Here is a 22,974-nt window from a genome sequence, read left to right on the forward strand (position 1 = left end):
CTCGACCCCATGCCCGAATCCCGAAGACGGGCGAGCGGATTCCTCGGCGGTCTCGCCGGGCTGCTCGGCCTCAGCGCCCTGGCCGGAGTCCTCGTGGCCGCCACCGTCACCCCGGCGGTGGCCCTCACCAGCGCCGCGGCGTCGCAGACGATCACGCTGTTCGACAACCTGCCCAGCACGCTCCAGATCGACCAGCTGATGGTGCCGAGCAACTTCTACGCCACGAACCCCGACACGGGCGAGGAGGTGCTGATGGCGCAGTTCCTCGAGCAGGACCGCACGCCGGTCACCTACGACCAGGTCTCGTCGGCGATGTACGACGCGATCCTGTCGAGCGAGGACCCGCGCTACTACGACCACGGCGGCGTCGACATCATCGGCACGACACGGGCCGTGCTGTCGAACCTCGAGGGCGGCGGCGAGACCCAGGGCGGGTCGACCATCAGCCAGCAGTACGTCAAGAACGTCCTCGTGCAGCAGTGCGAGGCGACCGCGAAGACGCAGCAGGAAAAGTACGACTGCTGGTCCGAGGCCACCACGTCCTCCGGCACGGCCGGCATCGAACGCAAGCTGCAGGAGATGCGCTACGCGATCGCGCTCGAGCAGAAGTACTCCAAGGACGAGATCCTGCTCGGCTATCTCAACATCGCCAACTTCGGCGGCACCACGTACGGCGTCGAGGCTGCCGCGCGCTACTACTTCGGCACGACCGCCGCGAACCTCACCGTCGCACAGGCGGCGACCCTCGCCGGCATGGTGCAGAACCCCAACAGCTACCGGATCGACCGCCCCGCCGGCTCCATCACGACATCGGACGGCACGACCCTCAACAAGGCGCCCGACGGGGTCATCGAGGACGGCGCGAAGCTCGGGGCGCTCGACGCGCTGGTGACGTCGGGCGAGATCACCGAAGAGCAGAAGCTCGCCGCGGCCGACGGGTACACCTCGACGAAGGTGCGCCAGCTCTACGTGCTGAACCGCATGCTCGACGACGGCAAGATCACGCACGACGAGTACGTCGCCGCGGCGATCGAGCCGGTCACCCCGGCCATCACGCCGACGGTCACGGGATGCGCCGCGGCGGGTGGGGCGGCCTACTTCTGCGAGTACGTGAAGGACGTGATCCTGAGCGACCCCGCCTTCGGCGAGACCGCGACCGACCGGTTGCAGACCCTCCAGCGGGGCGGGCTCAACGTCTACACGACCCTCGACTCGCGCGTGCAGTCCGCCGCCGAGGCCGCGATGACGCAGTACGCGCCCGCCTCGGCCACCATGCCGACGTCCAGTGGTGCGTCGACGGGCCGCTTCGGCTCCACGACCGTGAGCATCGAAGCAGCCACCGGTCGCATCCTCGCGATCGCGCAGAACACCAAGTACGGCGAGGACGCCGCGGCCGATGACGATCCGGACTACTCCTCGCTCGTCTTCGCCGGGGATCCCGCGGTGGGCGGATCCACGGGTTTCAGCGCCGGCTCGACCTTCAAGCTGTTCACCCTCCTCGACTGGCTGGAGCAGGGGCACTCGGTGAACGAGACCCTCGACGGGCGGCTGCGGGTCTTCACGCACCTCACCAACTCGTGCGACGGCGATTGGGACAACACGTCGAACACGCTGGTCAACAACTTCGGCAAGGCGGCCGGCCGCATCGGCACGCCGATGCAGTTCACCGCGGCTTCGCTCAACACCGGCTACTTCGCGATGGCCGAGAAGCTCGACCTCTGCGACATCCAGAACGTGGCGGCCAAGCTCGGCGTCACGCAGAGCGACGGCACGCCGATCTCCATGGACAGCCTCAACTCGGTCATCGGCACCGCCCAGGTCTCGCCGATCGCGATGGCCGCCGCCTACGCCACCGTCGCCAACGGCGGCACCTACTGCCAGCCGCAGGCCATCGATCGGGTGACGGATGCTGCGGGCGACGAGATCGCGAAGCCCGCACGCTCGTGCACCCAGGCCCTGGACCCGAGCATCGCGGCGACCGCCGCCTACGCGCTGCAGGGCGTGATGGCTTCCGGAGGAACGGGAGCCGCCGGCAACCCCGGCGACGGCACCCCGATGCTCGGCAAGACCGGAACCCACGAGGCGTGGCAGACCTGGATGATCGAGTCGAGCACGAAGGTGACGACGGCGACGTGGGCGGGCAACGTGGAGGGCGGCGGAGACGTCTTCAACACCTGGCACGACGGCACGCGGCTGTCGGACATCCGCTACCGCATCGGCCGGGCGGTGCAGTCCGCGGCGAACGACGCGTACGGCGGTGACGCCTTCCCGAACCCCGACCCGCAGCTGACCAAGACCTCGCAGGCCACGGTGCCCGACGTCACGGGGCTGAGCGTCGCGGATGCCCAGAGCCGGCTCGAGGCGGCGGGGTTCGTCGTCCAGGTCGGCGACACCGTCGAGTCGGAGGTCACGGCCGGGCTCGTCGCGAGCCAGGATCCCGGCGCGGGCCGAGCCACCGCCGGCGCCACCGTCACGATCCATCCCAGCGCAGGCCCCGCAGCCTCCGACCCGGGCAACGGCGAGGGCAACGGCAACGGCGGGACGGGCAACGGCGGAACCGGCAACGGGGGGTCGGGCAACGGCAATGGCGGCGGGAGCAGTGGAGGCGGCAACGGAAACGGCGGCTGATCCCACGCCCCCTCACGACGGAGGCCGCGGCACAGCATCCACGCTCGTCACGGAATCGTGAGGATCGTTGCCCACCCAGCCACGCGCCGAGGAGAATCGTCTGATGCCCATCGTCGACAACGGCGTGTACGTCGCCGGTAAGCGGATCGAGAACCCGTCGAGCCTCGCTGAGACCTTCGAGTACACCCGCGCCCAGCACGGGATGGCGTGGATCGGGCTGTTCCGTCCGACTCCGGAGGAGATCGCGCAGGTCGCCGACGAGTTCGCCCTCCACCCTCTCGCGGTGGAGGACGCGCTCACCGGCCACCAGCGCGCGAAGCTGGAGCGCTACGGTGACATCCTCTTCGTCGTGCTGCGGCCTGCACGCTACATCGACGAGACCGAGACGGTCGACTTCGGCGAGCTGCACGTGTTCGTCGGCCCCGACTTCATCGTGACGATCCGGCATGCGGAGTCCCCCGATCTCAGCCGTGTCCGCCGACGCATGGAGCAGGAGCCCGAGCTTCTCGCACTGGGGCCGGAGGCCGTGCTCTACGCGATCCTCGACGAGGTCGTCGACGAGTACACGCCGGTCATCGAGGGCGTCGAGAACGACATCGACGAGATCGAGGACGCGCTGTTCGAGCACGGGGGCGTCTCGCTCTCCAAGCGCATCTACGACCTGTCCCGCGAGGTGATCATGCTCCAGCGCGCGGTCACTCCCCTCGCCGACATGCTGGAGTCGCTGCAGCGCGGGGCTCCGAAGTACGAGGTCGACCTCGAGCTGCAGCGGTCGCTGCGTGATGTGCACGACCACGCGCTGCGCATCATCGACAAGGCCTCGGCGTTCCGCTCGATCCTCGACAACGCCCTCACGGTCAACGCGACGATCGTGACGCAGCGCCAGACCGATACCGCGCTCGTCCAGAACGAGCAGGTCAAGAAGATCTCCGGCTGGGCGGCGATCCTGTTCGGCCCGACGCTCGTCGGCACGATCTACGGCATGAACTTCGAATACATGCCGGAACTGGCATGGCCCCTCGGCTACCCCATGGCGCTCGGCTTGATGGCCGCGACCAGCCTCACCCTCTACTGGGTGTTCCGCAAACGCCACTGGCTCTGAGACGCAGCTCAGCGGGTGTAGAGCAGCACGACGCTGCTGTGCAGCGGGATCCGCTCGGCCTGCTCGTAGCCGAGCGCCTCGAGGTCGCCGATCGCGGTCGAGTCGGTCTCACCGTTCCTGGCATACTCGACGACCCACACGCGACTCACGTCGGCGAACCGGCCGAGGCGCGCGGCCTCGGCGACGGAGTACACGCTCGAATGCCAGCTCGTGCTGTCGGCGTAGGAGGTCTCGAGGGTGACGTCGGCGATGCCCGCGAACGCCGCCGGATCAGTGTCGAGTGCGAGGCGGGGCCGCCGCGAGGGGCGCACCGAGTCGTCGAACACGATCGCGTCGCCCTGCCGGGCGTCGTGCTGGATGGTCGCCGCGATGTCGTTCCAGTCGGACTTGTTCTTCGCCCACGGCGTGCGCTGCGCGGCCCACACCGGCATCGCCGAGACCACCACCGCGACGACGGCGAGCGCGGCGAGCGCGCTCCGTGGCACGCCGGCGCCGAAGCGCAGATCACCCAGACGCCATACGCCGAGCGCGATGAGGATCGCGGCCGCCGGTGCAGCGAAGGTGCCGTAGCGCGGGGTGAATCCGGCGACGAAGGGGCTCGCTGCCAGCAGGATCCCCGTGGGAACCACGAGCCACGCCAGCGCGACGGTCTCGAGGTCGAGACCCGAACGCTCGCCCTGCCGCCGCTGCCGCAGCCGGCGCCGCACCCACATGACGATCGCGAGCGCGATGAGCGACCACGCGACGACCGCGAACGGCCAGGCGCTGAACCACATCTTGACCAGGATCGAGTTCGGGGTGACCACGTCGCGGTGCGCCAGGAACGCGATCTGCTGCCGCTGGCTGACGGCGAGCACGGCGACGGGGCTCGCGGCTAGCGCTGCGGCGGCCGACGCGATCAGCCAGCGTTTCAGTTGGCGCCGTCCTCGTTCATCCAGAGCCAGCGCGAGGCCCACCGCGAGCGTCAGCAGCGCCAGGTAGAGGAACACGTAGATCCCGAGCGCCAGCACGACGGCGTACAGCACCCACCAGCGCCGCGACGGCGCCGGGCGCCGGAGCAGCTCCACGACGACGATCCAGAGCACGGCGGCGAGCGCCGCCGCGAACGCGTACCCGCGGGCTTCCTCCCCCGCGTAGGTCAGGCGTGGGAGGATCGCCGTCAGGGTTCCCGCGAGCACGGCGAACCCGAGCGACCCGAACCGTCCGCACAGCCAGGTGACCGCCGCCGCGCAGACCGCGATCGCGAAGGCCGACGGCAGCCGTATGACGAAGGGGCTCGATCCGAACAGGTGCACCCACGCGTGCAGGCCGAGGTAGTAGGCGCCGTGCACCGCGTCGACGTGCGTGAGCATCGTGAGCAGGCTCTCACCGGGGCGCAGCGCCGAGAGCACACTCGCCGCCTCGTCACCCCACAGCGACGGGATCCATGACCCCATCGCGCTCACCGCGGCCGCGAACACCCCGACGAGGGCGGCGGCGACACCCAGGCGCCGGGGATCGGCGGTGAATCCGCGCGGAGCGACGGCGCGCGGCATCCGTCTCCCGGTCGCGTCCGCACTCGCGACCGCGACCGATCCGGATCCCTCCGTCGAGACGCCCACGACTTCAGACTCCGCCGACGGTCTGTGAACGAGGTGTGAGTCCGCACACGCCTCGGCGCACCGCCAGTCACGCTTCGTGCGCACCGGGTCAAGACAGCGACGCGTGCGAGAGGGAGAGTGGGGGCGGATATGAAGGAGGCCCCATGCCTGCGCACACGCACGACGCGCCCACTCAGCCCCACGACAACCCGGACCTCATCCCGGTGACTGCCGTGAGGAAGGCCGAGCCGCGGCACCCGCTCGATCCGCTCACCGCCGACGAGATCGAGGCGGCGCGCAGGATCCTCGTGTCGGCGGGGCTCCTCGGCGACACCGTGCGCGTGCCGATGCTGCTGCCCGACGAGCCGACCAAGGACGAGCTCGCCACCTGGTCGCCCGGCGAGCCCTTCGACCGTCGCGTGGACGTGACGCTGATGGATGCTGCGACGGGCGCGCTCGTCGAGGCGATCGTGTCCGTCTCGCGCGAGGCGGTGGTCGCGACGCGCGAGCTCGACCCGTCACAGGCGCCGTACGGCCAGCCGCAGTACCTGTTCGAGGAGTACGACCGTGCGGCCGAGATCGTGAAGGCCTCGCCGGAGTGGCGCGCCGCGATGAGGCGCCGCGGCCTCGCGGACCGCATCGACCTCGCGTTCTGCTCGCCGCTGGCGCCCGGATTCGTCGGGCGTGAGAACGAGGTCGGGCGCCGCGTCATCCGCTCGCTCACCTTCCTGCGCGACAGCGAGGACGACGTCCCCTGGGCGCATCCGGTCGAGGGCCTCATCGTGCACGTCGACCTCGTCTCGAACGCGGTCATCGGCATCGAGGACGAAGGCGACGTTCCGGTTCCCTCGGGAAGCGGGAAGTACACCCCGGATGCCGTGGGACCTGCCCGCTCGAGCCTCAAGCCCATCGAGATCACGCAGCCCGAGGGCCCGAGCTTCGCCGTGAGCGGGTCGCTCGTCCAGTGGGAGAACTGGTCGATGCGCGTCGACTTCAACGCGCGCGAGGGGCTCGTGCTGCACGACGTGCGGTTCGACGATCGCCCGGTACTCACGCGCGCGAGCGTGCCCGAGATGGTCGTGCCGTACGGCGACACGTCGAACACGCGATTCTGGATCAGCTACTTCGACGCCGGCGAGTACCTGCTCGGCAAGAACGCGAACCACCTGGAGCTCGGCTGCGACTGCCTCGGCGTCATCCGGTACTTCGACGGCCACGTCGCCGACGACCACGGCCACCCGGTGAAGATCCCCAACGTCGTGTGCATGCACGAGGAGGACTACGGCATCCTCTGGAAGCACACCGAGCAGGGCCCCGTCGGCTCGCACGTGCGCCGGTCGCGACGCCTGGTCGTGTCGTACTTCTCGACGATCGGCAACTACGACTACGGCTTCTACTGGTACTTCTACCTCGACGGCTCGATCCAGCTCGAGGCGAAGGCCACCGGCATCGTGTTCGTGGGCGGCGGGCACGCGGGCTCGACCAATCCGCACGCCCCCGAGATCGCGCCCGGCGTGTTCGCGCCGGTGCACCAGCACCTGTTCTCGGCGCGGCTCGACGTCGCGATCGACGGCGAGGACAACCGGCTCGTCGAGATCGACGCCGCCCGCATCCCGATGGGGGAGGCCAATCCGTTCGGCAACGCCTTCACATGGACCGAGACTCCGCTGCGCACCGAGGCCGAGGCCCAGCGCGTCGCCGACACCTCCGTCGCACGGGTGTGGGAGGTGCGCAGCGCGTCGAAGACGAACTACCTCGGCAAGCCCACGGCGTACCACCTGCTCCCCCAGCCGACGGCGCTGCTCATGGCCGACCCCGCCTCGACGGTAGCCGCACGCGCCGCGTTCGCGACGAAGCACCTGTGGGGCACGGCGTACGACCACGACGAGCGCTGGCCCGCCGGCCGCTACCCGAACGCCCACCAGGGCGGCGCGGGGCTTCCGGCCTACACGTCCGACGACCGCTCGATCGACGGCGAGGACCTCGTGCTGTGGCACACGTTCGGCCTCACCCACATCCCGCGCCCCGAGGACTGGCCCATCATGCCGGTGGACTACGCCGGCTTCTGGTTCAAGCCCTACGGCTTCCTCGACGTGAACCCCGCGATGAACGTCCCCGAGTCCTCGCAGGCCCACGCCGTCGGTCACGCCGCTGCGGGCGCCTCGGGTCCCCGGACCGCCGGCGCGATCGCGGATGGCGGCTGCGGCATGGGCGCGGAGTGCACCTGCGGCGGCTGAGCCACCCTCCCCCCGCGAAGTCCGGACATCGCACATCCCCGCCACCCCGACCGCCCGCCTCGGTCCGGGAAACACGGCAATCCCACCTCCCTAGCCCGCGAAGTCCGGACATCGCACATCCCCGCCACCCCGACCGCCCGCCGGTGTCCAGGAAAGACAGCAATACCACCTCCCCACCCTGCGAAGTCCGGACATCGCACCTCCCTGCCGCTCCGGACCGCCCGCCACGGTCCGGGAAACGCAGCGACCCCCACCTCCCCACCCCGCGAAGTCCGGACATCGCACCTCCCCACCACCCCGGACCGCCCGCCACGGTCCGGGAAACACAGCAATCCCACCTCCCCACCCTGCGAAGTCCGGACATCGCAATTGGGGCTACCCCCGCGACACACTCGAGCGAGACCTACACAAGAGGAAGGGCGACGGATGCTGCAGCATCCGTCGCCCTTCTTCTCGGCGTCAGCGGGTCACACGCCGACGGGCTCGCTGCCGAGGTGGGGCGCCTCCGCCTCTTCGGCGCCGTGGCCGATCTGGCGGTAGACGTCGGGCTTGGCCTTGCGGAGCCAGTACGCCCACAGCACCGCGGCGATCGAGGGCACGAGGAGGATCGCGGGGAGGATGAACGTCGTCGGCGTCGACTGGGGCTGGCCGAGGAGCACGTCCCAGTTCACGAGGATGAGGATCCACACGATCCCGAGCGCGACGAGGGCGACGATCGGCGCCACCAGGCGGCTCCCCGCGCCGACATCGCGTCCATCACGGCGGAAGAACCCGATCACGGCCGCCGAGACCAGCACCATGAGCAGGACGAGGCCGAAGGCGCCGAGGTTCGTGAGCCAGGTGAAGAGGGTCAGCACCGGGTAGGGGCCGTTCTCGGGGTTCCAGCCACCCTCGGCGATCGCGAAGCCGATGATGACGACGAGCGCCAGCACCGACTGCGCGAGCGAGCCCGCCCACGGCGCGCCGCTCGAGGTGCGCACGGTGCCGAGCTGGCGGGGCAGCACGCCCTCGCGGCCCAGTGAGAAGGCGTAGCGCGACACGGCGTTGTGGAAGCTGACCAGGGCTGCGAAGAGGCTCGTGATGAACAGGATCGACATGAGGTCGACCCACAGCACCCCGAGGTGCTCGGCGACGAAGTTGAAGAACAGCGGCGGACCGGCTTCCTCCGGCGTGATGCCGGTGGGGTCGGTGATCTTCGCCGGGCCGACGGCGAGCGCGAGCGCCCACGACGAGATCGCGTAGAACACGCCGATGACAGCGACCGCGAGGAATGTCGCGCGCGGGATCGTGCGCTTGGGGTCCTTCGACTCCTCGCCGTAGATGGCTGCCGACTCGAAGCCCATGAACGCCGCGATGCCGAAGGCGAGCACCGCGCCGACGCCGGGCACGAACAGCGCCGACGGCGTCATCGGTGCGACGGTGAAGCCCTCCGCGGGGTTCACGAAGGCCACGACGTCGAAGACGATGACCGCGAGGAACTCCAGCGCCACGAGCACACCGAGCACCTTCGCCGAGAGATCGACGCGGTTCACGCCGAGGATGCCGACGACGATGATCCCCAGGATCACCCAGACCCACCACGGGCTCGCCCACCCGGTCTTGGACTCGATGAACGACGAGATCTGGAAGCCGAACATGCCCCAGATGCCGATCTGCATCGCGTTGTAGGCGATAAGTGCGAGCACCGAGGCGCCGACGCCGGTGGGTCGGCCGATCCCCTGCGAGACGTAGGAGTAGAACGCGCCGGCGTTCGTGATGAACCGGCTCATCGCGGCGTAGCCGATCGCGAAGATCGCGAGCGCGGCGGCCAGGACGATGTAGCCGAACGGGATGCCGTCGACATGGGTGACCGAGTAGGCGCTGGTCACGCCGCCGGCGACGACGGTCAACGGCGCCGAGGCGGCGATGATCATGAATGCGACCGCGAGGACCCCGAGACGGCGATGCGCTGCCGTGCGGGTCGTCGAGGTCGTGGGGCCGGTGGTGGCCATGTGCAGCTCCTTCGATGCTCAGGTCGGGTCGGGATCATCGTCCCGAGGCCGGACCACCCGGGATTGACGCCGCGGGCAGAGTCCTTGCCTGTGGGGGCACAACGGATGCCCGCGTGCTAAACTCGCGCATCGTATACGATTCGGCCACAGTGAGGTGAGCCCATGTCAGATGAACCCCTGTCGTTCACGGCGTACCGCCACGCCGTGTCGCACGCGGTCGTCGCGCTCGACGTGCATGCCGAGCAGGACGAGAGCTTCCGCGGAGCACTCGACGCCGCCGTGGCCGGAGACATCCACGTCTTCGACATCGCCGCCGACGGCCACAGCGTCCACCGCACTCCCGGGCTCATCGCCCGCGCGCCGCAGCAGTACTTCAAGTTCTCGCTCATCGAGCGAGGCACCGGGCTCATCGTGCAGGACGGCCGCGAGATCTCACTGCGCGCCGGCGACATGGCGATCTACGACACCGACCGCCCGTACTCGCTCCTGTTCGACGAGACGATGCGCATGTCGGTCGTGATGTTCCCGAAGATCATGCTCGATATCCCCGCCGAGACGATCGGCCGCCTCACCGCGACGCGCCTCGACGGAGCCGGCGGCGTGGGCGCCATGATCGCGCCCTACGTGGCCTCGCTCGCGCGGGGCGCCGGCGAGCTCGACGCGCACCTCGCTCGCCGCATGTTCCGCACCGCCGTCGACATGGTGGGCACGCTGCTCGAGGCCAACCTCGGCCGCGAGGCGACGAGCACCGACGCGCACGGCACACTGATGCGCCGCGTGCTCGACCACATCGACGAGCACCTCGCCGACAGCGAGCTCTCCCCCGGCCAGATCGCGGCGGCGCACTTCATCTCGGTGCGTCACCTGCACGCCCTCTTCAACGAGCAGGGCACGACCGTGTCCACGGTCATCCGCACTCGCCGCCTCGAGCGGTGCTACGACGTGCTCGTCGACCCGCAGCAGGCGCACCGCTCGATCACCGACGTCGCCCTCGCGAACGGCTTCGTCGACGCCGCGCACTTCAGCCGCACGTTCCGCGCGCACTTCGGCGTGCCGCCGAGCGGCGTGCGCCTGGCGTAGCGCGGGCGGTCAAGCAGCCTGCGCGCGCGGTCAACCGCAGCGCGCGGCATCCTCCGACAATCGAGTCAGACCCGATCGAGGAGGATCACATGACCGTCGCGACGTCGCTGCTGGACGCCATCACCGTTTCCGAGACGGAGGGGCGGGCGATTCCGGATGCTGCCACCCGCGAGACGATCGGCTACGCGCCCGTCCACACCGTGGCGGACCTCGACGCCGCCGTCGCGGCCGCGCGTCAGGCCCAGCCGGCGTGGAACGCGCTCGGCCACGCCGAGCGTTCGAGGATCCTGAACGCCATCGCCGACGACCTCGAGGCGGACGCCGAGGAGCTCGCGCAGCTGCTGTCCCGCGAGCAGGGCAAGCCGCTCGACGGCCCCAACGCCCGGTTCGAGGTCGGCGCCTGCGCGGTGTGGACCCGCACCGCCGCCGACACCCCGCTCGAGCCCGAGGTGGTCTTCGAGGCCGGCGACTCGCGTGCCGAGGTGCACTACGACGCGCTCGGCGTCGTGGGCGCGATCGGCCCCTGGAACTGGCCGATGATGATCTCGGTGTGGCAGATCGCGCCGTCGCTGCGCATGGGCAACACCGTCGTCGTCAAGCCCAGCGAGTTCACGCCGCTGTCGGTGCTGGCCCTCGCCGAGGTCTACAACCGGCACCTGCCCGAGGGCGTGCTCACCGTCGTCTCGGGCGACCGAGAAGTGGGCGCGGCGATCGCCGGCCACCCCGGCATCGACAAGATCATGTTCACGGGCTCGACCGCGACCGGCCGTCGCATCGTCGAGTCTTCGGCGGGCAATCTCGCGCGCCTCACGCTCGAGCTCGGCGGCAACGACGCCGGCATCGTGCTTCCGGGCACCGACCCCGCCGCGATCGCCGAGAACCTGTTCTGGGGCTGCTTCATCAACACCGGCCAGACCTGCGCCGCGCTCAAGCGCCTTTACGTGCACGACTCGGTGTACGACGAGGTCGTCGACACGCTCGCCGGCTTGGCGCAGGCGATGCCGATGGGCCGCGGGCTCGACGAGGGCAACGTGCTGGGTCCGCTGCAGAACGAGAAGCAGTTCGACATCGTGCGCGACCTCGTCGACGACGCGCGCCAGCGCGGCGCCCGGATCGTCGTGGGCGGCGAGGCGGCGCCCGAGCTCGGCCCGCTGTTCTACCGCACCACCGTCGTCGCCGACATCGAGGACGGCGCCCGTCTGGTCGACGAGGAGCAGTTCGGTCCGGCCATCCCGGTGATCCGCTACTCCGACGTCGACGACGCGATCCGCCGCGCGAACGCCTCGACCCAGGGACTCGGCGCATCGGTGTGGTCGGCCGACGTCGACACCGCCGTCGAGGTCGCCAAGCGCCTGCAGGCCGGCACCGTGTGGATCAACCAGCACGGCGCACTGAATCCGGTGGTGCCGTTCGGCGGCACGAAGGCCTCAGGCTACGGCCAGGAGTTCGGCGTCGCGGGGCTGAAGGCCGTCGCCGCGCCGAAGGTCATCAGCCGCTGACCTGCGCGGATCGCACGGGCCGCAGCATCCGTCAGTCCAGGTGCTCGCGCGCCCACAGCGCGGCGCTCGTGCGATCCGCCACCCCGATCTCGCGGAAGATGCTCCCGAGATGCGCCTTGACGGTGCGCTCGGCGATGCCGAGCCGCGTCGCGATCTGCTTGTTGGCGAGCCCTTCGGCCACGAGCGAGAGCACCTCGCGTTCGCGATCGCTCAGCTGACGGGGGACGGATGCTGCGGGCAGCAGCGCCGTCGCGATGCGCGGGTCGAGCGGGGCATGGCCGGCGGCCACCGCCCGCACGGCCGCGCGAAGGTCGGCCGGTTCGGCGTCCTTCAGCTGGTAGCCCGTGGCACCCGCCTCGAGCGCCCGCCGCACGCGCTCGCGGTCGGTGAACGAGGTGAGCACCAGCACGCGGGTGTCGGGGGTCGCCTCACGCACCGCCCGCGTCGCCGCGACGCCGTCCATGACGGGCATCGACAGGTCCATCACGACCACGTCGGGCTGCTTTTCCGCGACGAGTTCCACGGCCTCGGCGCCGTTCGCCGCGCCCGCGACGACCTCGATGTCTCCGTCGGCAGCCAGCACCGATGCGAGTCCCTCGCGCACCATCGCGTGGTCGTCCACCACGATCACCCGGATCATCCGATCTCCCGTCGCGCGGCGATCCCCGGGATGCGCAAGCGCCAGCGGGTGCCCGCGCCGGCGCGGGAGGCGAGCCGCAGCTCCGCACCGCCTTGCTGGGCGACATCCTGCAGCACCCGCGTGCCGAGGTGCCCCTCCGCCGGCTCGTCGAGGATCCTGGGGTCGAAGCCGGGTCCGTCGTCGGCGACCTCGAACACGAGGTCGGGTCCTTCGACCGCCAGGCGCATCGTCACGCGACACGGGGCCGCGTGGGCCACCGCGTTGCGGAGCGTCTCCTGGGCGACGCGGTACATGAGCTGCTCGTCGGACTCGGCGATTTCGGGCAGCGGCGCCGGAATGTCGAGCTCGACGGTGACGGCGCGGCTGCGCGCCGTGGCCGCGAGGTCGTGGAGGGCGTGCGCCAGCCCCGCCGCGCGGAGTCCAGGCGGGTAGATGTCCATGAGCAGCGACCGCAGCACGCGGATGTTGCCACGGACGGCGCCGGCGATGTCACGCAGCTGTTCGCCCGCCTCGGTGTCGCCGCGACGCGCGGCCGCATCGGCGGCGCCCTCGGCGGCGTAGCTGGTGGCGACCAGTTCTTGGACGGGTCCGTCGTGGAGCGTCCCCGCGACCCGCCGGCGCTCGGCGTCCGAGGCATCCATCGCGCGCTGCAGGAGGTCGGCGCGGCGCCGCTCCTCGCTGCGGAGGCGCCGCAGCAGTCCCCACACGATCGGCGCCGTCAGCACGAGCAGCAGCAGCAGGCTGCTTGTCGTCACGCCCGCGAAGCCCCGCCAGAGGTCGGCCGCTCGCGCCGCGACCGGGTCATACGGGAGGTAGACCTCGAACAGCAGCTCGCGGCCGTCCGGCGCCCACACCGGGCGGTACACCTCGAGGAGCCGCGAACCCGGTTCGAACTCGTTCTCCGCCTCCGACAGGTCCGAGATCGCGGCGCGGGTCGACGGGTTCGACAGCGCTTCACGCTGGGCGTCGTCGAGCTCGAACGACCGGCCGACCAGCTGCGGCTCGTCGGCGTAGAGAACCACGCCGTCTGGGCTCCAGATCTTGACCCGCACGATGTCGTCGCCGAGCACCTGGCCGCGGATGATCCGGTCGAACGCGTCGACCGCGGCGGGGTCGCCGTCGGCCAGCGCGGACGTCAGCGACGGCTGGATGACGGCATCCGCCAGCACGTCGGCGACGTTCGCCGCGTCGTTCACCGCCTCCCGCTCAGCGAGCCACTGGGCCGCGAACGTGGCGAGCAGTCCGACCACGACGAGGATCGCGGCGAGCCCGGCGGCCAGTCGCAGCACGACCGTGCGCGTGCGCAGCGGCCTTCGTGCCGGCTCCGGATCGACGGATGCCGCGACCACCGTGACCCACGGCACGGGCATCGCCCCGACCGGGATCGGAGCGGTCGGGGCGGAAGAGGCGTCGAAGGGCGTCACTCAGTCGTCTCCGCCATGGCCGCCGTGGCCGCTGCCGCTGTCGTCGCTTCCGCCGCCGCGGCGGTCGTCGCCCGGCTCGGTGCGCTGGTCGCGCGGCACGTCGCCGCCGTGGTCGTCGACCGGAGGAACGGTGGTGCCGGGCGTCGTGCCCGTCGAGCCGCCGCCGTTCACGTCGCGGTCGTCGCCTGGCTCGGTGCGCTGGTCGCGCGGCACGTCGCCCCCGTGGTCGTCGACGGTCGCTGACGGCGAGGGCGTCGGTGCGACGGGCGTCGGCGTGACGACCTGCCCCGACGACGGCACGCGCACCGGCACGGACTGCGCGAACGACGTGTTGCCCCAGAGTCCGATGACGGCCGGGACGGCGACCAGCACGAGCGCGCCGGCCCCGAGGAGGATCTGCTTCTTCATGGTTGTGCCCTTCGCTCATTCTGGCCTCCGACACGTGCGACGCGAAGCGCCGTGCGTCCTGGTGTCTTCAGACTCGCCGGGTGCAGGGCTGAGCCGCCATCGGACGATGGTCGTACGACCACCCGCACGGACGTGCGTTACGGCCCGTGTCCTGGTGTTTCATCGCACCGTGGACGAGACGGATGCCGCTGTCTAGCGTCGTGGCACGGCATCGGGGAGACACTTCCCCGGCCGGTTCGGGGCGCGCCGAGATCCGGCTCGCGCGAGAGGAGCACGCCATGTCGTGGACGCACAGCTTCAGCATCGGAAGCCTGGAGGACGGGGTCCCGGTCCGTCTCGTCGAGGCACGGGATGCCTTCATCGACGCGCAGCGCGCGCTCGAGGCGGCGCGTGACGATCTGCTGCAAGCCCACGCCCAGACGAACCGGCTGTGGGGCACCGGCCGCTGAACCCACGACCGCGGCAGAGGGCGGACCTAGACTTCGTCACATGCCGGCCCACTCCACCGTCGCCGTCCGCGGCGCATGGGGTACGACGTGGCGGGTGATCCTGGCCGCGGCGATCAGCGGGATCGTGTGGGGCGCGCTTCTCACGCAGGCGTCCGGCTTCAGTCCGTTCCAGCAGGTGTGGGTGCGGGCGGTCGACCCCGCACTCGGCGTGGCGGCGCTGGTCCTGACACTCGTGTTCGTGCGGCGCTTCCCTCTCGTGACCGGCCTGGTCACCGGCATCCTCGTCGTCGTCTCGGTGTCGGCACTCGGGCCCGCGCTCCTCGCGCTCGGGTCGGTCGCGACGCGGCGCCGCTGGCGCGAGATCGCCGCCGTGGGGCTGGTCGACCTGATGGCGTTCCTGTTCCTCGGCGCGGTCTACCCCGATCCGGTCGGCCAGCTGCCGTGGTGGGGCCGAGCGCTCGTCATGGCACTCGGCATCGCGGTGGTCCTCGCGGTCGGCGTCGCGATGGGCCAGCGCCGCGCGCTGGTTGCAGGACTGCGCGAGCGGGCCGAGGCCGCGGAACGCGAGCAGGCCTCGCGCGAAGAGGCGGCCCGGGTCGCCGAGCGGGCGCGCATCGCGAGCGACATGCACGACGTGCTCGCGCACCGCTTGTCGCTCGTGGCGCTCCACGCGTCCGCGGTCGGATTCCGCGACGATCTCGACCCCGCCGACCGTGCGACCGCGATGCAGACGATCGAGGAGAACGCGCGGCTCGCCCTGCAGGAGCTGCGCGGAGTCCTCGGCGTGCTGCGCGGCTCGACGGACGAGCAGCCCGAGGCCCTGCACCCTCCGGATGTCCACGTCCTGGTCGACGAAGGTCGCGCCGCGGGCATGACGATCGAGCTCGTCGAGGACCTCGAGCAGGCCCCGCCGACGGCGCTCGAGCGGGCGATGCACCGCATCGTGCGCGAGGGACTCACGAACGCGCGCAAGCACGCCCCCGGGTCTCGCGTCGTGGTGTCGATCGCGGGCGAGGCGGGAGACGGACTCGCCGTGCGGGTCGTCAACGACGCGCCGCCCGAGACCGGGACGGACGCCCTGCCGGGCTCGGGAACAGGGCTGATCAGCCTCCGCGAGCGGGTCGAGCGACTCGGCGGCCGGTGGAGTCAGCGACCCCGCCCCGACGGCGGGTTCGAACTGAGCGCCTGGCTACCATGGACGACGTGACCGCCGGGCCGCTGCGCATCGTGATCGTCGACGACGATCCTCTGGTGCGGGCAGGGCTCGCGATGATCCTGGGCGGCGACCCCGCGCTGCAGGTGATCGCCGAGGCCGTCGACGGCGCCGACGGCGTCGAGACGGTCGCGCGCGAGAAGCCCGACGTCGTGCTCATGGACATCCGGATGCCCGTCAAAGACGGTCTCGCCGCGACCGAGGAGATCCTGGCGACGCCCGATGCGCCCCGCGTCGTGCTGCTGACCACGTTCGACGCCGACGACATGGTCCTGCGCGGACTGCGCACCGGCGCCGCGGGGTACCTGCTCAAAGACACCCCGCCACAGCAGATCGTCGACGCGGTCAAGGCCGCAGCATCCGGAACCCCCGTGCTGTCGCCGCGGGTCGCCGCCACCCTCATCGCGACGGCCACCGCACCGGAACGCGCCCGCGAGGACGAGGCGCGGGCCCGGCTCGCCGACCTCACCGACCGCGAGCGCGAGGTCGCGCAGGCGGTGGGACGCGGAATGTCGAACGCCGAGATCGCCGCGGAACTGTTCATGTCGATCGCTACAGTGAAGGCTCACGTCGGCCGCGCGCTGAGCAAGCTCCAGCTGGAGAACAGGGTCCAGCTCGCGCTCGTCGTGCACGACGCCGGCGACTGACACGAACGAAGGGCGAGAGTGACCGAGAACGACAACCCCTCAGCATGGCGGCGCTTCTGGGAGCGGGGCGGCTGGTGGCGTGCGCTGCTGCTGGTCGTGGTCTACTACGTGCTGTACCAGCTCGGCTCGCTCGCGTTCGCGCCGCTGTTCGCATCGGCCGACGACCCTGCTGCGCAGATCTGGATCGGCACCGCCCTGCCCATCGCGCTCGGCTGCGTGCTCCTTGTCGTGTTCGCGTGGTCGGTGGGCTGGCTGCGCGAGCTGTTCGGCCCGCAGCCCATCCGCGGCGGTGGCTGGATGTGGATCGCCGTCGCTGTCGTGCTGCTGTTCAACGTGCTGCGGTTTGCAACAGTCGACTACGCCGCGGCGGGCGCGGGTATCGTCGTCGCCTGGATCGTCACGGGCCTGTTCATCGGCTTCGCCGAAGAGGTGCTCACGCGCGGCTTCGTGGTGAACCTCATGCGCAAGGGCGGCTACCGCGAGATCACGGTGGCGCTCGTCTCGGCCCTGCTGTTCTCCGTGCTCCACGCCGGCAACCTGCTGTCGGGCCAGTCGCCCCTCACGACGGGGTTCCAGCTCGTGTACACGTTCGCCTTCGGCATCCTCATGTACCTGTCGCTGCGAGTCACGGGCAATCTGATCTGGCCGATCCTGCTGCACGCGACCACCGATCCGTCGATCTTCCTGCAGGGCGCCTACCCCGCCGGCGGCGCGCTCACCGGCATCGCCGCGCAGGGCAACATCGCCGTCGTCCTCGCCGGGATCGTGCTGCTGTTCTTCATCCGCGGGAAGGTGGAATCGACCGCGCCTGCGGCCGAGCCGGGCATCGACAGCAGGGTCGCCTGAGCGCCGGCGAACATAGCCGAAAGGAGGGAGCGGTCGTAGACCTCTGCCGCTCCCGCCGTTCGCCGGCACGTTCGACCATGGATACATGAACGATCTCCAGGAAAGGCTTACCGTGTCCGACAGCACTCTTCCCGCACCGCTCCGCGTACGTCCGCGGGTCTGGATCGGCCTCGCGATCTTCCTCGCCTACGCCGTCCTGGTCTTCGTCGTGCAGCAGCTGACCGGCATCCCCTACACCGCGCTGGGAGACAACGGGGGCACCCTCTTCCTCGGTGCCGGCCTGTCGCTGATCATCGGCGCCGTCTTCCTCGCGATCACGACGACCCTCCTCGGCTGGTGGCGCCCCGCGCTCTTCGACCGGGCGCACAGCGTGCGCTGGCCGATCTTCGTCCCGGTCCTGATGGCCGTTGCGCTCGTGATCAACCTCCTGAGCACGGACTGGGGCGCGTACGACGGCGCGTTCTTCGCAGCATCCGTCGTCCTGCTCCTGGTCGGCTTCACCGAGGAGATGGCGACTCGCGGTCTCCTGCTGGTCGGCCTGCGCAGCCGGCTGAGCGAGGGATGGGTGTGGTTCCTCACCTCGGCGCTCTTCGCGCTCATGCACCTCATGAACGCGCTGAGCGGTCAGGACCTGGTCAGCACGCTGCAGCAGGTCGGGTTCGCGTTCCTGGGCGGCACGATCTTCTACATCCTGCGTCGCACGACCGGCACGCTGATCTGGGCGATGATCCTGCACGGATTCTGGGACTTCTCCACCTTCGCGGTCGGCCACGGCACGCCCGCACCGACCGCCGGGATCAGCAGCATCCTGTACCTGGTCACGGGCATCGCCGGTCTGGCGGTCGTCGCCTTCGTCATCCGCGGAGCGCGCGAGCGCACCGTCGCCCCGGAGGCCGTCACGGCGGCTTGAGAGAACGAACGGGAGGACGGATGCTGCGGCCCGCGGCATCCGTCCTTCCGCCATGTCCGGCCAGGCCGGCCCGGCTCTCCGACGAGGTCTCCGATGTCGGGCCACGGCGCTCCCGGGTGGCGCCTCATGAACCCAATACGCTCAGCGCATGACTCTGCTTTCTGACATCGAGCCCATCAACCAGGCCGTCTCCGCCGGAGCCGTCTTCGGCTACGTGGTCGTCGGCCTCATCTACTGGATCGCCACGATCGCCGCCTACTGGAGGACGTTCACGAAGGCCGGCTACCCGGGGTGGCTCGCGATCATCCCGATCGTGAACCTGTTCGTGCTCGTCAAGGTCGCGGGGTACTCGGCCTGGCTCGGTCTGCTCTGGTTCGTGCCGATCGCCAACATCGTGCTCGCGATCATCGTCGCCTTCCGCAACGGCCGGGCGTTCGGCCACGGCGGCGCGTTCTCGTTCTTCCTGCTGTTCCTGCTCAACCCGATCGGCTACTTCATCACCGGCTTCAGCAACGACACGTACACCAAGCCCGTCTGAATCACTCTCCGTTGACAGGACGAACGCCCCCGGCCCGCGGCCGGGGGCGTTCGCGGCTGCGGTCACAGCGCGACGTGGAACTTCGGACCCGGCCCCGCACCCGCCGGCCGCTCGCCGGCGAGGATCGCCGGCAGCTCCTCGAGGGCGACCGTCGCCGCGATGAGAGGTCGCGGATCGACGACACCGGAGGCGTAGGCGTCGATGGTGCCCGCGAGGCCGGGTGACGCGCTGAGCACGCCGACGGCCGTCACGTCCTTCAGCGCCAGGTCGCGGGTGTCGATGAGGCTCGGCGTGCCGGCGAGCCCGATGTAGACGACCCGCCCGCCCGGTTCGACGAGCTCGAGCGCCTTCGCGGGAAGCTGCGGGGCGTTGGATGCCTCGATCACGGCGTCCCACGGCAGTCGCGGCATCCGCTCCTGCGTCCAGATGTGGTCGAAGCCGAGCGACCGCGCGAACTCGAGGGCGCGGTCGTCGCGGGCGAGCAGGTGCACCTCGGCGCCGGCAGCGCGCGCGAACATCGCGCTCAGCAGCCCGATCGTGCCGGGGCCGAGCACCAGACAGCGATCGCCTGGGCCGAGCTCCGCGCCCTGCACGGCGCGGAAGGCGTTGCCGCCGGGCTCGACCATGGCGGCCATGGCGTCGTCGACGCCATCGGGCAGCCGATGCAACGAGGAGACGGGGGTCGCGACCTTCTCGGCGAGCGCACCCGCCTTCCCACCGCGGATGCCGAGCTCGAGCCGGTTCTCGCACACGTGCTGGCGGCCGTGCTCGCACCGGCGGCACGCGCCGCACCCGAGCATCGTGTCGCCGGTGACCCGTCGCCCGATCCACGCGGGGTCGACACCGTCTCCGACGTCCGAGACGGTGCCCGTCCACTCGTGGCCGATCCGCATCGGGTAGGCCGCGTGACCGGCGTGCAGATACGCCATCTCCCCGGTGAAGAACTCGATGTCGGTGCCGCAGATCCCGGCGCGCCGCACGTCGACGACGACCTCGCCTGCCGCCGGCTCGGGCTCGGGGACCTCCTGGACCTCGGCGCGGTGCGGCGCCGTGATCACGAGCGCCCTCATCGCCCCGCCCACAGGTGAGGACGGACGCCGCGGACCCCCGGCCGGAAGGTGAACAGCCGGCCCGACAGCGGATAGCGGGCGAGCATCTCCTCGTCGAGCCCTTCGGTGGCGGTGGTGATCACGAGGGTGTCGAGCTCCGGACCCGCGAACGCCGGGCACGTGGTGTGCGGCGCGGGCACGTCGACGCGGGCCACGATGCGGCCGTCGGGTGCGATGCGCAGCACGCAGCCACCGCCGAAGACCGCGACCCAGAGATGGTCCTCGGCGTCGATCGTCATTCCATCGGGGTAGCCGTGCTCGAGTTCGAGGAAGACCTCGCGGTCCCCGACCTCACCGGTGACCGCGGAGTAGTCCCGCACGAAGATGCGCCGGGTGGGCGTGTCGATGCTGATGAACCGCCGGCCGTCGGCCGTCCACGCGAGGCCGTTGGAGAGCTCGAGATCGCCGTCGAGAATCGTGATGTTCTCACGCGCCTCGACGCGCAGCAGCACCTCGCCGCCGGGCCCCTTCGACCCGGCGACCAGCCTGCCCGCCGGGTCGGGCTTGGCGTCGTTGAAGCGACGGTCGTCGCCCGTGAGCAGGGCGCGGCTCGACGAGATGTTCCCGTCGAGGTCGCGGTAGTGCAGGCGGTGCTTCCCTGCCACGACCATGGTGCCGTCCTCGGCGACGGCGACCGCCCCGGCGGTGTCGGGGAAGTCGATCCGTTCGACCGGTTCGATGCGTCCGTCTTCCGCCAATCGCCCGGTGTGGACCGTCCCCACTTCGATGTCGACCCACAGCAGCCGCTCACGGTTCGGATCCCACGTCGGACCCTCGCCCAGATGATGCGGCTCATCGGTGGCGACCCCTGCCGTGCCGAGCAGCGGGACCGCGTCGTACGCCGCCTCAGTGGGACTCACGCGTCACCTCCGATCCGGAGGCGCCGACGAGGAAGTCGAGGTCGGCGCCGCGGTCGGCCTGCAGCACGTGGTCGACGTACAGCCGTCCCCACCCCCGTCGGGGGTTCGCGTAGCCGTCGACGGTGGCCTGGTTCGGCATCCGTCTCGCCAGCTCGTCCGCGGGGACGTCGAGGTCGAGGCGGCGGTCGCGCACGTCGAGTTCGATCCAGTCGCCGGTCCGCACGAGGGCGAGCGGGCCGCCCGCGGCGGCCTCGGGCGTGACGTGCAGCACCACGGTGCCGTAGGCGGTGCCCGACATGCGGCCGTCGCAGATGCGGACGATGTCACGGATGCCGCGTTCCAGGAGCTTCTTCGGAAGCGGCATGTTCGACACCTCGGGCATGCCCGGGTAGCCCTTCGGCCCGCAGCCGCGCAGCACCATCACGGAGTTCTCGTCGATGTCGAGATCGGGATCGTCGACGCGGGCGTGGAAGTCCTCGATGGAGTCGAACACCACCGCCCGGCCCCGGTGCTTCAGGAGGTGCGGCGACGCGGCCGCGGGCTTGATGAGCGCACCACCCGGGGCGAGCGAGCCGCGCAGCACCGAGATGCCGGCGTGCGGCTGCAGCGGGGTGTCGCGCGGCGTGATGACGTCCGCGTCCCAGATCCGCGCGTCGTCGAGGTACTCCACGAACGGGCGGCCGGTGATCGTCACGGCCTCGGGGTCGAGCAGGTCGCGCACCTCGCGCATCACCGCGAGGAACCCGCCGGCGCGGAACAGGTCGTCCATCAGGTACTGGCCGGCCGGCTGCAGGTTCACGAGCAGCGGCACCTCGGCGCCGATCCGGTCGAAGTCGTCGATGGTGAGGTCGATGCCCAGCCGCCCGGCGATCGCGAGCAGGTGCACGACCGCGTTCGTCGAGCCGCCGATGGCGGCGAGCGCGACGATCGCGTTGTGGAAGTTCGCCTTCGTCAGGAACGTCGACGGCCGTCGGTCCTCCGCGACCAGCGCCACGGCGAGCGCGCCGGTCAGGTGCGCGGCCTCGAGCAGCCGGGCGTCCGGTGCCGGTGTTCCCGCGACTCCGGGAACCACGACGCCGAGGGCCTCGGCGACCAGCGCCATCGTCGACGCGGTGCCCATCGTGTTGCAGTGACCCTTGGAGCGGATCATCGACGACTCGCTCTTCAGGAACATCGCCTCGCTCAGCGTGCCCGCGCGCACCTCCTCCGAGAGCCGCCACACGTCGGTGCCGCACCCCAGGGCCTCGTTGCGAAAATGCCCGGTGAGCATCGGTCCTCCCGGCACCACCACAGCCGGAAGATCCACGGATGCTGCCGCCATCAGCAGCGACGGGATCGTCTTGTCGCAGCCGCCGAGCAGCACCACCCCGTCGATGGGGTTCGCGCGGAGCATCTCCTCCGTCGCCATCGCGGCCATGTTGCGCCACAGCATCGCCGTCGGGCGCACGTTCGTCTCCCCCAGCGAGACGACGGGCAGCTCGAGCGGGATGCCGCCGGCCTCGTAGATGCCGTTCTTCACCGACTGCGCGACCTCCTCGAGGTGCGCGTTGCATGGCGTCAGGTCCGAGGCGGTGTTCGCGATCGCGATCTGCGGACGCCCCGTGAAGGCCGAGCCCGGAACACCGCGGCGCATCCACGCCCGATGGATGTACGCGTTCCGGTCGTCGCCCGAATACCAGTGGGAGCTGCGCAGCGTCACCGTCGACCCTCATCCTCGCCCGCAGCGATCGCGGGCGCTTTCCGCCATCCTGCCGGAAAAGAGGGCGGCCGTCGTCGGGCGCACTCGGCTCGCTCCCAGGAAGAGCCGGGGAAA

Annotated in this window: 19 protein-coding genes; 11 read left to right on the top strand and 8 right to left on the bottom strand. The window is 70.7% G+C overall.

The window, feature by feature from the left end; genetic code table 11:
• Window positions 1-9 precede the first annotated feature (9 nt).
• The gene (locus ACFVSU_RS16405; protein WP_387145159.1) at window positions 10-2,628 is read left to right on the top strand and encodes a transglycosylase domain-containing protein; all 2,619 of its coding nucleotides are present in this window, start codon (window positions 10-12) and stop codon (window positions 2,626-2,628) included.
• Between the two features lie 103 nt (window positions 2,629-2,731).
• Entirely contained in the window at window positions 2,732-3,730 is a 999-nt protein-coding gene (gene corA, locus ACFVSU_RS16410; RefSeq protein ID WP_387145162.1) for a magnesium/cobalt transporter CorA, read from the top strand.
• An 8-nt stretch (window positions 3,731-3,738) separates the two neighbouring features.
• Here corA and ACFVSU_RS16415 read toward each other — a convergent pair whose 3' ends face one another.
• The gene (locus ACFVSU_RS16415) at window positions 3,739-5,331 is read right to left on the bottom strand and encodes a hypothetical protein (protein WP_387145166.1); all 1,593 of its coding nucleotides are present in this window, start codon (window positions 5,329-5,331) and stop codon (window positions 3,739-3,741) included.
• A 143-nt stretch (window positions 5,332-5,474) separates the two neighbouring features.
• Between ACFVSU_RS16415 and ACFVSU_RS16420 the strand changes: the two genes are divergently transcribed.
• Window positions 5,475-7,547, top strand: a complete 2,073-nt coding sequence (locus ACFVSU_RS16420; protein ID WP_387145169.1) for a primary-amine oxidase — start codon at window positions 5,475-5,477, stop codon at window positions 7,545-7,547.
• Window positions 7,548-8,014: 467 nt separating this feature from the next.
• On the opposite strand, the gene ACFVSU_RS16425 is transcribed toward ACFVSU_RS16420, so the two are convergent.
• Window positions 8,015-9,538 carry an APC family permease gene (locus ACFVSU_RS16425; RefSeq protein WP_387145172.1) on the bottom strand — a complete coding sequence of 508 codons (1,524 nt, stop codon included), beginning with the start codon at window positions 9,536-9,538 and terminating at the stop codon, window positions 8,015-8,017.
• A gap of 162 nt (window positions 9,539-9,700) precedes the next feature.
• On the opposite strand from ACFVSU_RS16425, the gene ACFVSU_RS16430 reads away from it, so the two are divergent.
• Window positions 9,701-10,618, top strand: coding sequence for a helix-turn-helix domain-containing protein (locus ACFVSU_RS16430; protein WP_387145175.1), 918 nt, complete (start codon window positions 9,701-9,703; stop codon window positions 10,616-10,618).
• Between the two features lie 89 nt (window positions 10,619-10,707).
• A complete protein-coding gene (locus tag ACFVSU_RS16435) occupies window positions 10,708-12,117 on the top strand; it encodes an aldehyde dehydrogenase family protein (protein ID WP_387145178.1) in 1,410 nt (469 codons plus the stop codon).
• A 31-nt stretch (window positions 12,118-12,148) separates the two neighbouring features.
• Here the strand turns inward: ACFVSU_RS16435 and ACFVSU_RS16440 are convergent, their stop codons facing one another.
• From ACFVSU_RS16440 to ACFVSU_RS16450, 3 genes are read right to left on the bottom strand one after another with little or no spacing between them, the layout of a single operon-like run.
• Window positions 12,149-12,757, bottom strand: coding sequence for a response regulator (locus ACFVSU_RS16440; protein WP_387145181.1), 609 nt, complete (start codon window positions 12,755-12,757; stop codon window positions 12,149-12,151).
• Entirely contained in the window at window positions 12,754-14,181 is a 1,428-nt protein-coding gene (locus ACFVSU_RS16445; protein WP_387145184.1) for a sensor histidine kinase, read from the bottom strand. Before ACFVSU_RS16445 ends, ACFVSU_RS16440 begins: the two co-directional genes overlap by 4 nt.
• Entirely contained in the window at window positions 14,182-14,589 is a 408-nt protein-coding gene (locus tag ACFVSU_RS16450; RefSeq protein ID WP_387145187.1) for a hypothetical protein, read from the bottom strand.
• A gap of 278 nt (window positions 14,590-14,867) precedes the next feature.
• Here ACFVSU_RS16450 and ACFVSU_RS16455 point away from each other — a divergent pair, with 278 nt between their 5' ends.
• The 6 genes from ACFVSU_RS16455 (at window position 14,868) to ACFVSU_RS16480 (ending at window position 19,192) form a co-directional block, all read left to right on the top strand.
• Entirely contained in the window at window positions 14,868-15,038 is a 171-nt protein-coding gene (locus ACFVSU_RS16455; RefSeq protein WP_310287964.1) for a hypothetical protein, read from the top strand.
• 40 nt (window positions 15,039-15,078) lie between these two features.
• Window positions 15,079-16,245: a sensor histidine kinase gene (locus tag ACFVSU_RS16460; RefSeq protein ID WP_387145190.1), complete on the top strand. Its 1,167-nt coding sequence runs from the start codon at window positions 15,079-15,081 to the stop codon at window positions 16,243-16,245.
• Window positions 16,233-16,898 carry a response regulator gene (locus ACFVSU_RS16465; protein ID WP_387145193.1) on the top strand — a complete coding sequence of 222 codons (666 nt, stop codon included), beginning with the start codon at window positions 16,233-16,235 and terminating at the stop codon, window positions 16,896-16,898. The genes ACFVSU_RS16460 and ACFVSU_RS16465 overlap by 13 nt, the downstream gene beginning before the upstream one ends.
• Window positions 16,899-16,916: 18 nt before the next feature.
• On the top strand, window positions 16,917-17,744 hold the full coding sequence (locus ACFVSU_RS16470) for a CPBP family intramembrane glutamic endopeptidase (RefSeq protein ID WP_387145196.1): 828 nt from the start codon (window positions 16,917-16,919) through the stop codon (window positions 17,742-17,744).
• Between the two features lie 112 nt (window positions 17,745-17,856).
• Complete coding sequence (locus ACFVSU_RS16475; RefSeq protein WP_387145199.1) at window positions 17,857-18,654, top strand: CPBP family intramembrane glutamic endopeptidase; 798 nt, start codon at window positions 17,857-17,859, stop codon at window positions 18,652-18,654.
• Window positions 18,655-18,802: 148 nt separating this feature from the next.
• Complete coding sequence (locus tag ACFVSU_RS16480) at window positions 18,803-19,192, top strand: DUF5684 domain-containing protein (protein WP_056372115.1); 390 nt, start codon at window positions 18,803-18,805, stop codon at window positions 19,190-19,192.
• 62 nt (window positions 19,193-19,254) lie between these two features.
• Here ACFVSU_RS16480 and ACFVSU_RS16485 read toward each other — a convergent pair whose 3' ends face one another.
• The 3 genes from ACFVSU_RS16485 to ACFVSU_RS16495 are packed head-to-tail and all read right to left on the bottom strand — an operon-like array spanning window position 19,255 to window position 22,860.
• On the bottom strand, window positions 19,255-20,262 hold the full coding sequence (locus ACFVSU_RS16485; protein WP_387145202.1) for a zinc-binding dehydrogenase: 1,008 nt from the start codon (window positions 20,260-20,262) through the stop codon (window positions 19,255-19,257).
• Window positions 20,259-21,161 carry an SMP-30/gluconolactonase/LRE family protein gene (locus ACFVSU_RS16490; protein ID WP_387145205.1) on the bottom strand — a complete coding sequence of 301 codons (903 nt, stop codon included), beginning with the start codon at window positions 21,159-21,161 and terminating at the stop codon, window positions 20,259-20,261. Before ACFVSU_RS16490 ends, ACFVSU_RS16485 begins: the two co-directional genes overlap by 4 nt.
• Window positions 21,148-22,860, bottom strand: coding sequence for an IlvD/Edd family dehydratase (locus ACFVSU_RS16495; RefSeq protein WP_387145208.1), 1,713 nt, complete (start codon window positions 22,858-22,860; stop codon window positions 21,148-21,150). Before ACFVSU_RS16495 ends, ACFVSU_RS16490 begins: the two co-directional genes overlap by 14 nt.
• Between the last annotated feature and the right edge of the window lie 114 nt (window positions 22,861-22,974).

The sequence above is a fragment of the Microbacterium sp. NPDC058062 genome (assembly GCF_042885375.1).
In the GTDB taxonomy this organism is placed as follows: Bacteria; Actinomycetota; Actinomycetes; order Actinomycetales; family Microbacteriaceae; genus Microbacterium; species Microbacterium trichothecenolyticum_C.

Bases quoted from the DNA above. Each gene is read 5' to 3' on its own strand.
- ACFVSU_RS16440 (WP_387145181.1), bottom strand. From the start codon at position 12,757: ATGATCCGGGTGATCGTGGTGGACGACCACGCGATGGTGCGCGAGGGA.
- ACFVSU_RS16420 (WP_387145169.1), top strand. From the start codon at position 5,475: ATGCCTGCGCACACGCACGACGCGCCCACTCAGCCCCACGACAACCCG.
- ACFVSU_RS16430 (WP_387145175.1), top strand. From the start codon at position 9,701: ATGTCAGATGAACCCCTGTCGTTCACGGCGTACCGCCACGCCGTGTCG.
- corA (WP_387145162.1), top strand. From the start codon at position 2,732: ATGCCCATCGTCGACAACGGCGTGTACGTCGCCGGTAAGCGGATCGAG.
- ACFVSU_RS16450 (WP_387145187.1), bottom strand. From the start codon at position 14,589: ATGAAGAAGCAGATCCTCCTCGGGGCCGGCGCGCTCGTGCTGGTCGCC.
- ACFVSU_RS16480 (WP_056372115.1), top strand. From the start codon at position 18,803: ATGACTCTGCTTTCTGACATCGAGCCCATCAACCAGGCCGTCTCCGCC.
- ACFVSU_RS16455 (WP_310287964.1), top strand. From the start codon at position 14,868: ATGTCGTGGACGCACAGCTTCAGCATCGGAAGCCTGGAGGACGGGGTC.
- ACFVSU_RS16405 (WP_387145159.1), top strand. From the start codon at position 10: ATGCCCGAATCCCGAAGACGGGCGAGCGGATTCCTCGGCGGTCTCGCC.
- ACFVSU_RS16485 (WP_387145202.1), bottom strand. From the start codon at position 20,262: ATGAGGGCGCTCGTGATCACGGCGCCGCACCGCGCCGAGGTCCAGGAG.
- ACFVSU_RS16465 (WP_387145193.1), top strand. From the start codon at position 16,233: ATGGACGACGTGACCGCCGGGCCGCTGCGCATCGTGATCGTCGACGAC.
- ACFVSU_RS16435 (WP_387145178.1), top strand. From the start codon at position 10,708: ATGACCGTCGCGACGTCGCTGCTGGACGCCATCACCGTTTCCGAGACG.
- ACFVSU_RS16425 (WP_387145172.1), bottom strand. From the start codon at position 9,538: ATGGCCACCACCGGCCCCACGACCTCGACGACCCGCACGGCAGCGCAT.
- ACFVSU_RS16460 (WP_387145190.1), top strand. From the start codon at position 15,079: ATGCCGGCCCACTCCACCGTCGCCGTCCGCGGCGCATGGGGTACGACG.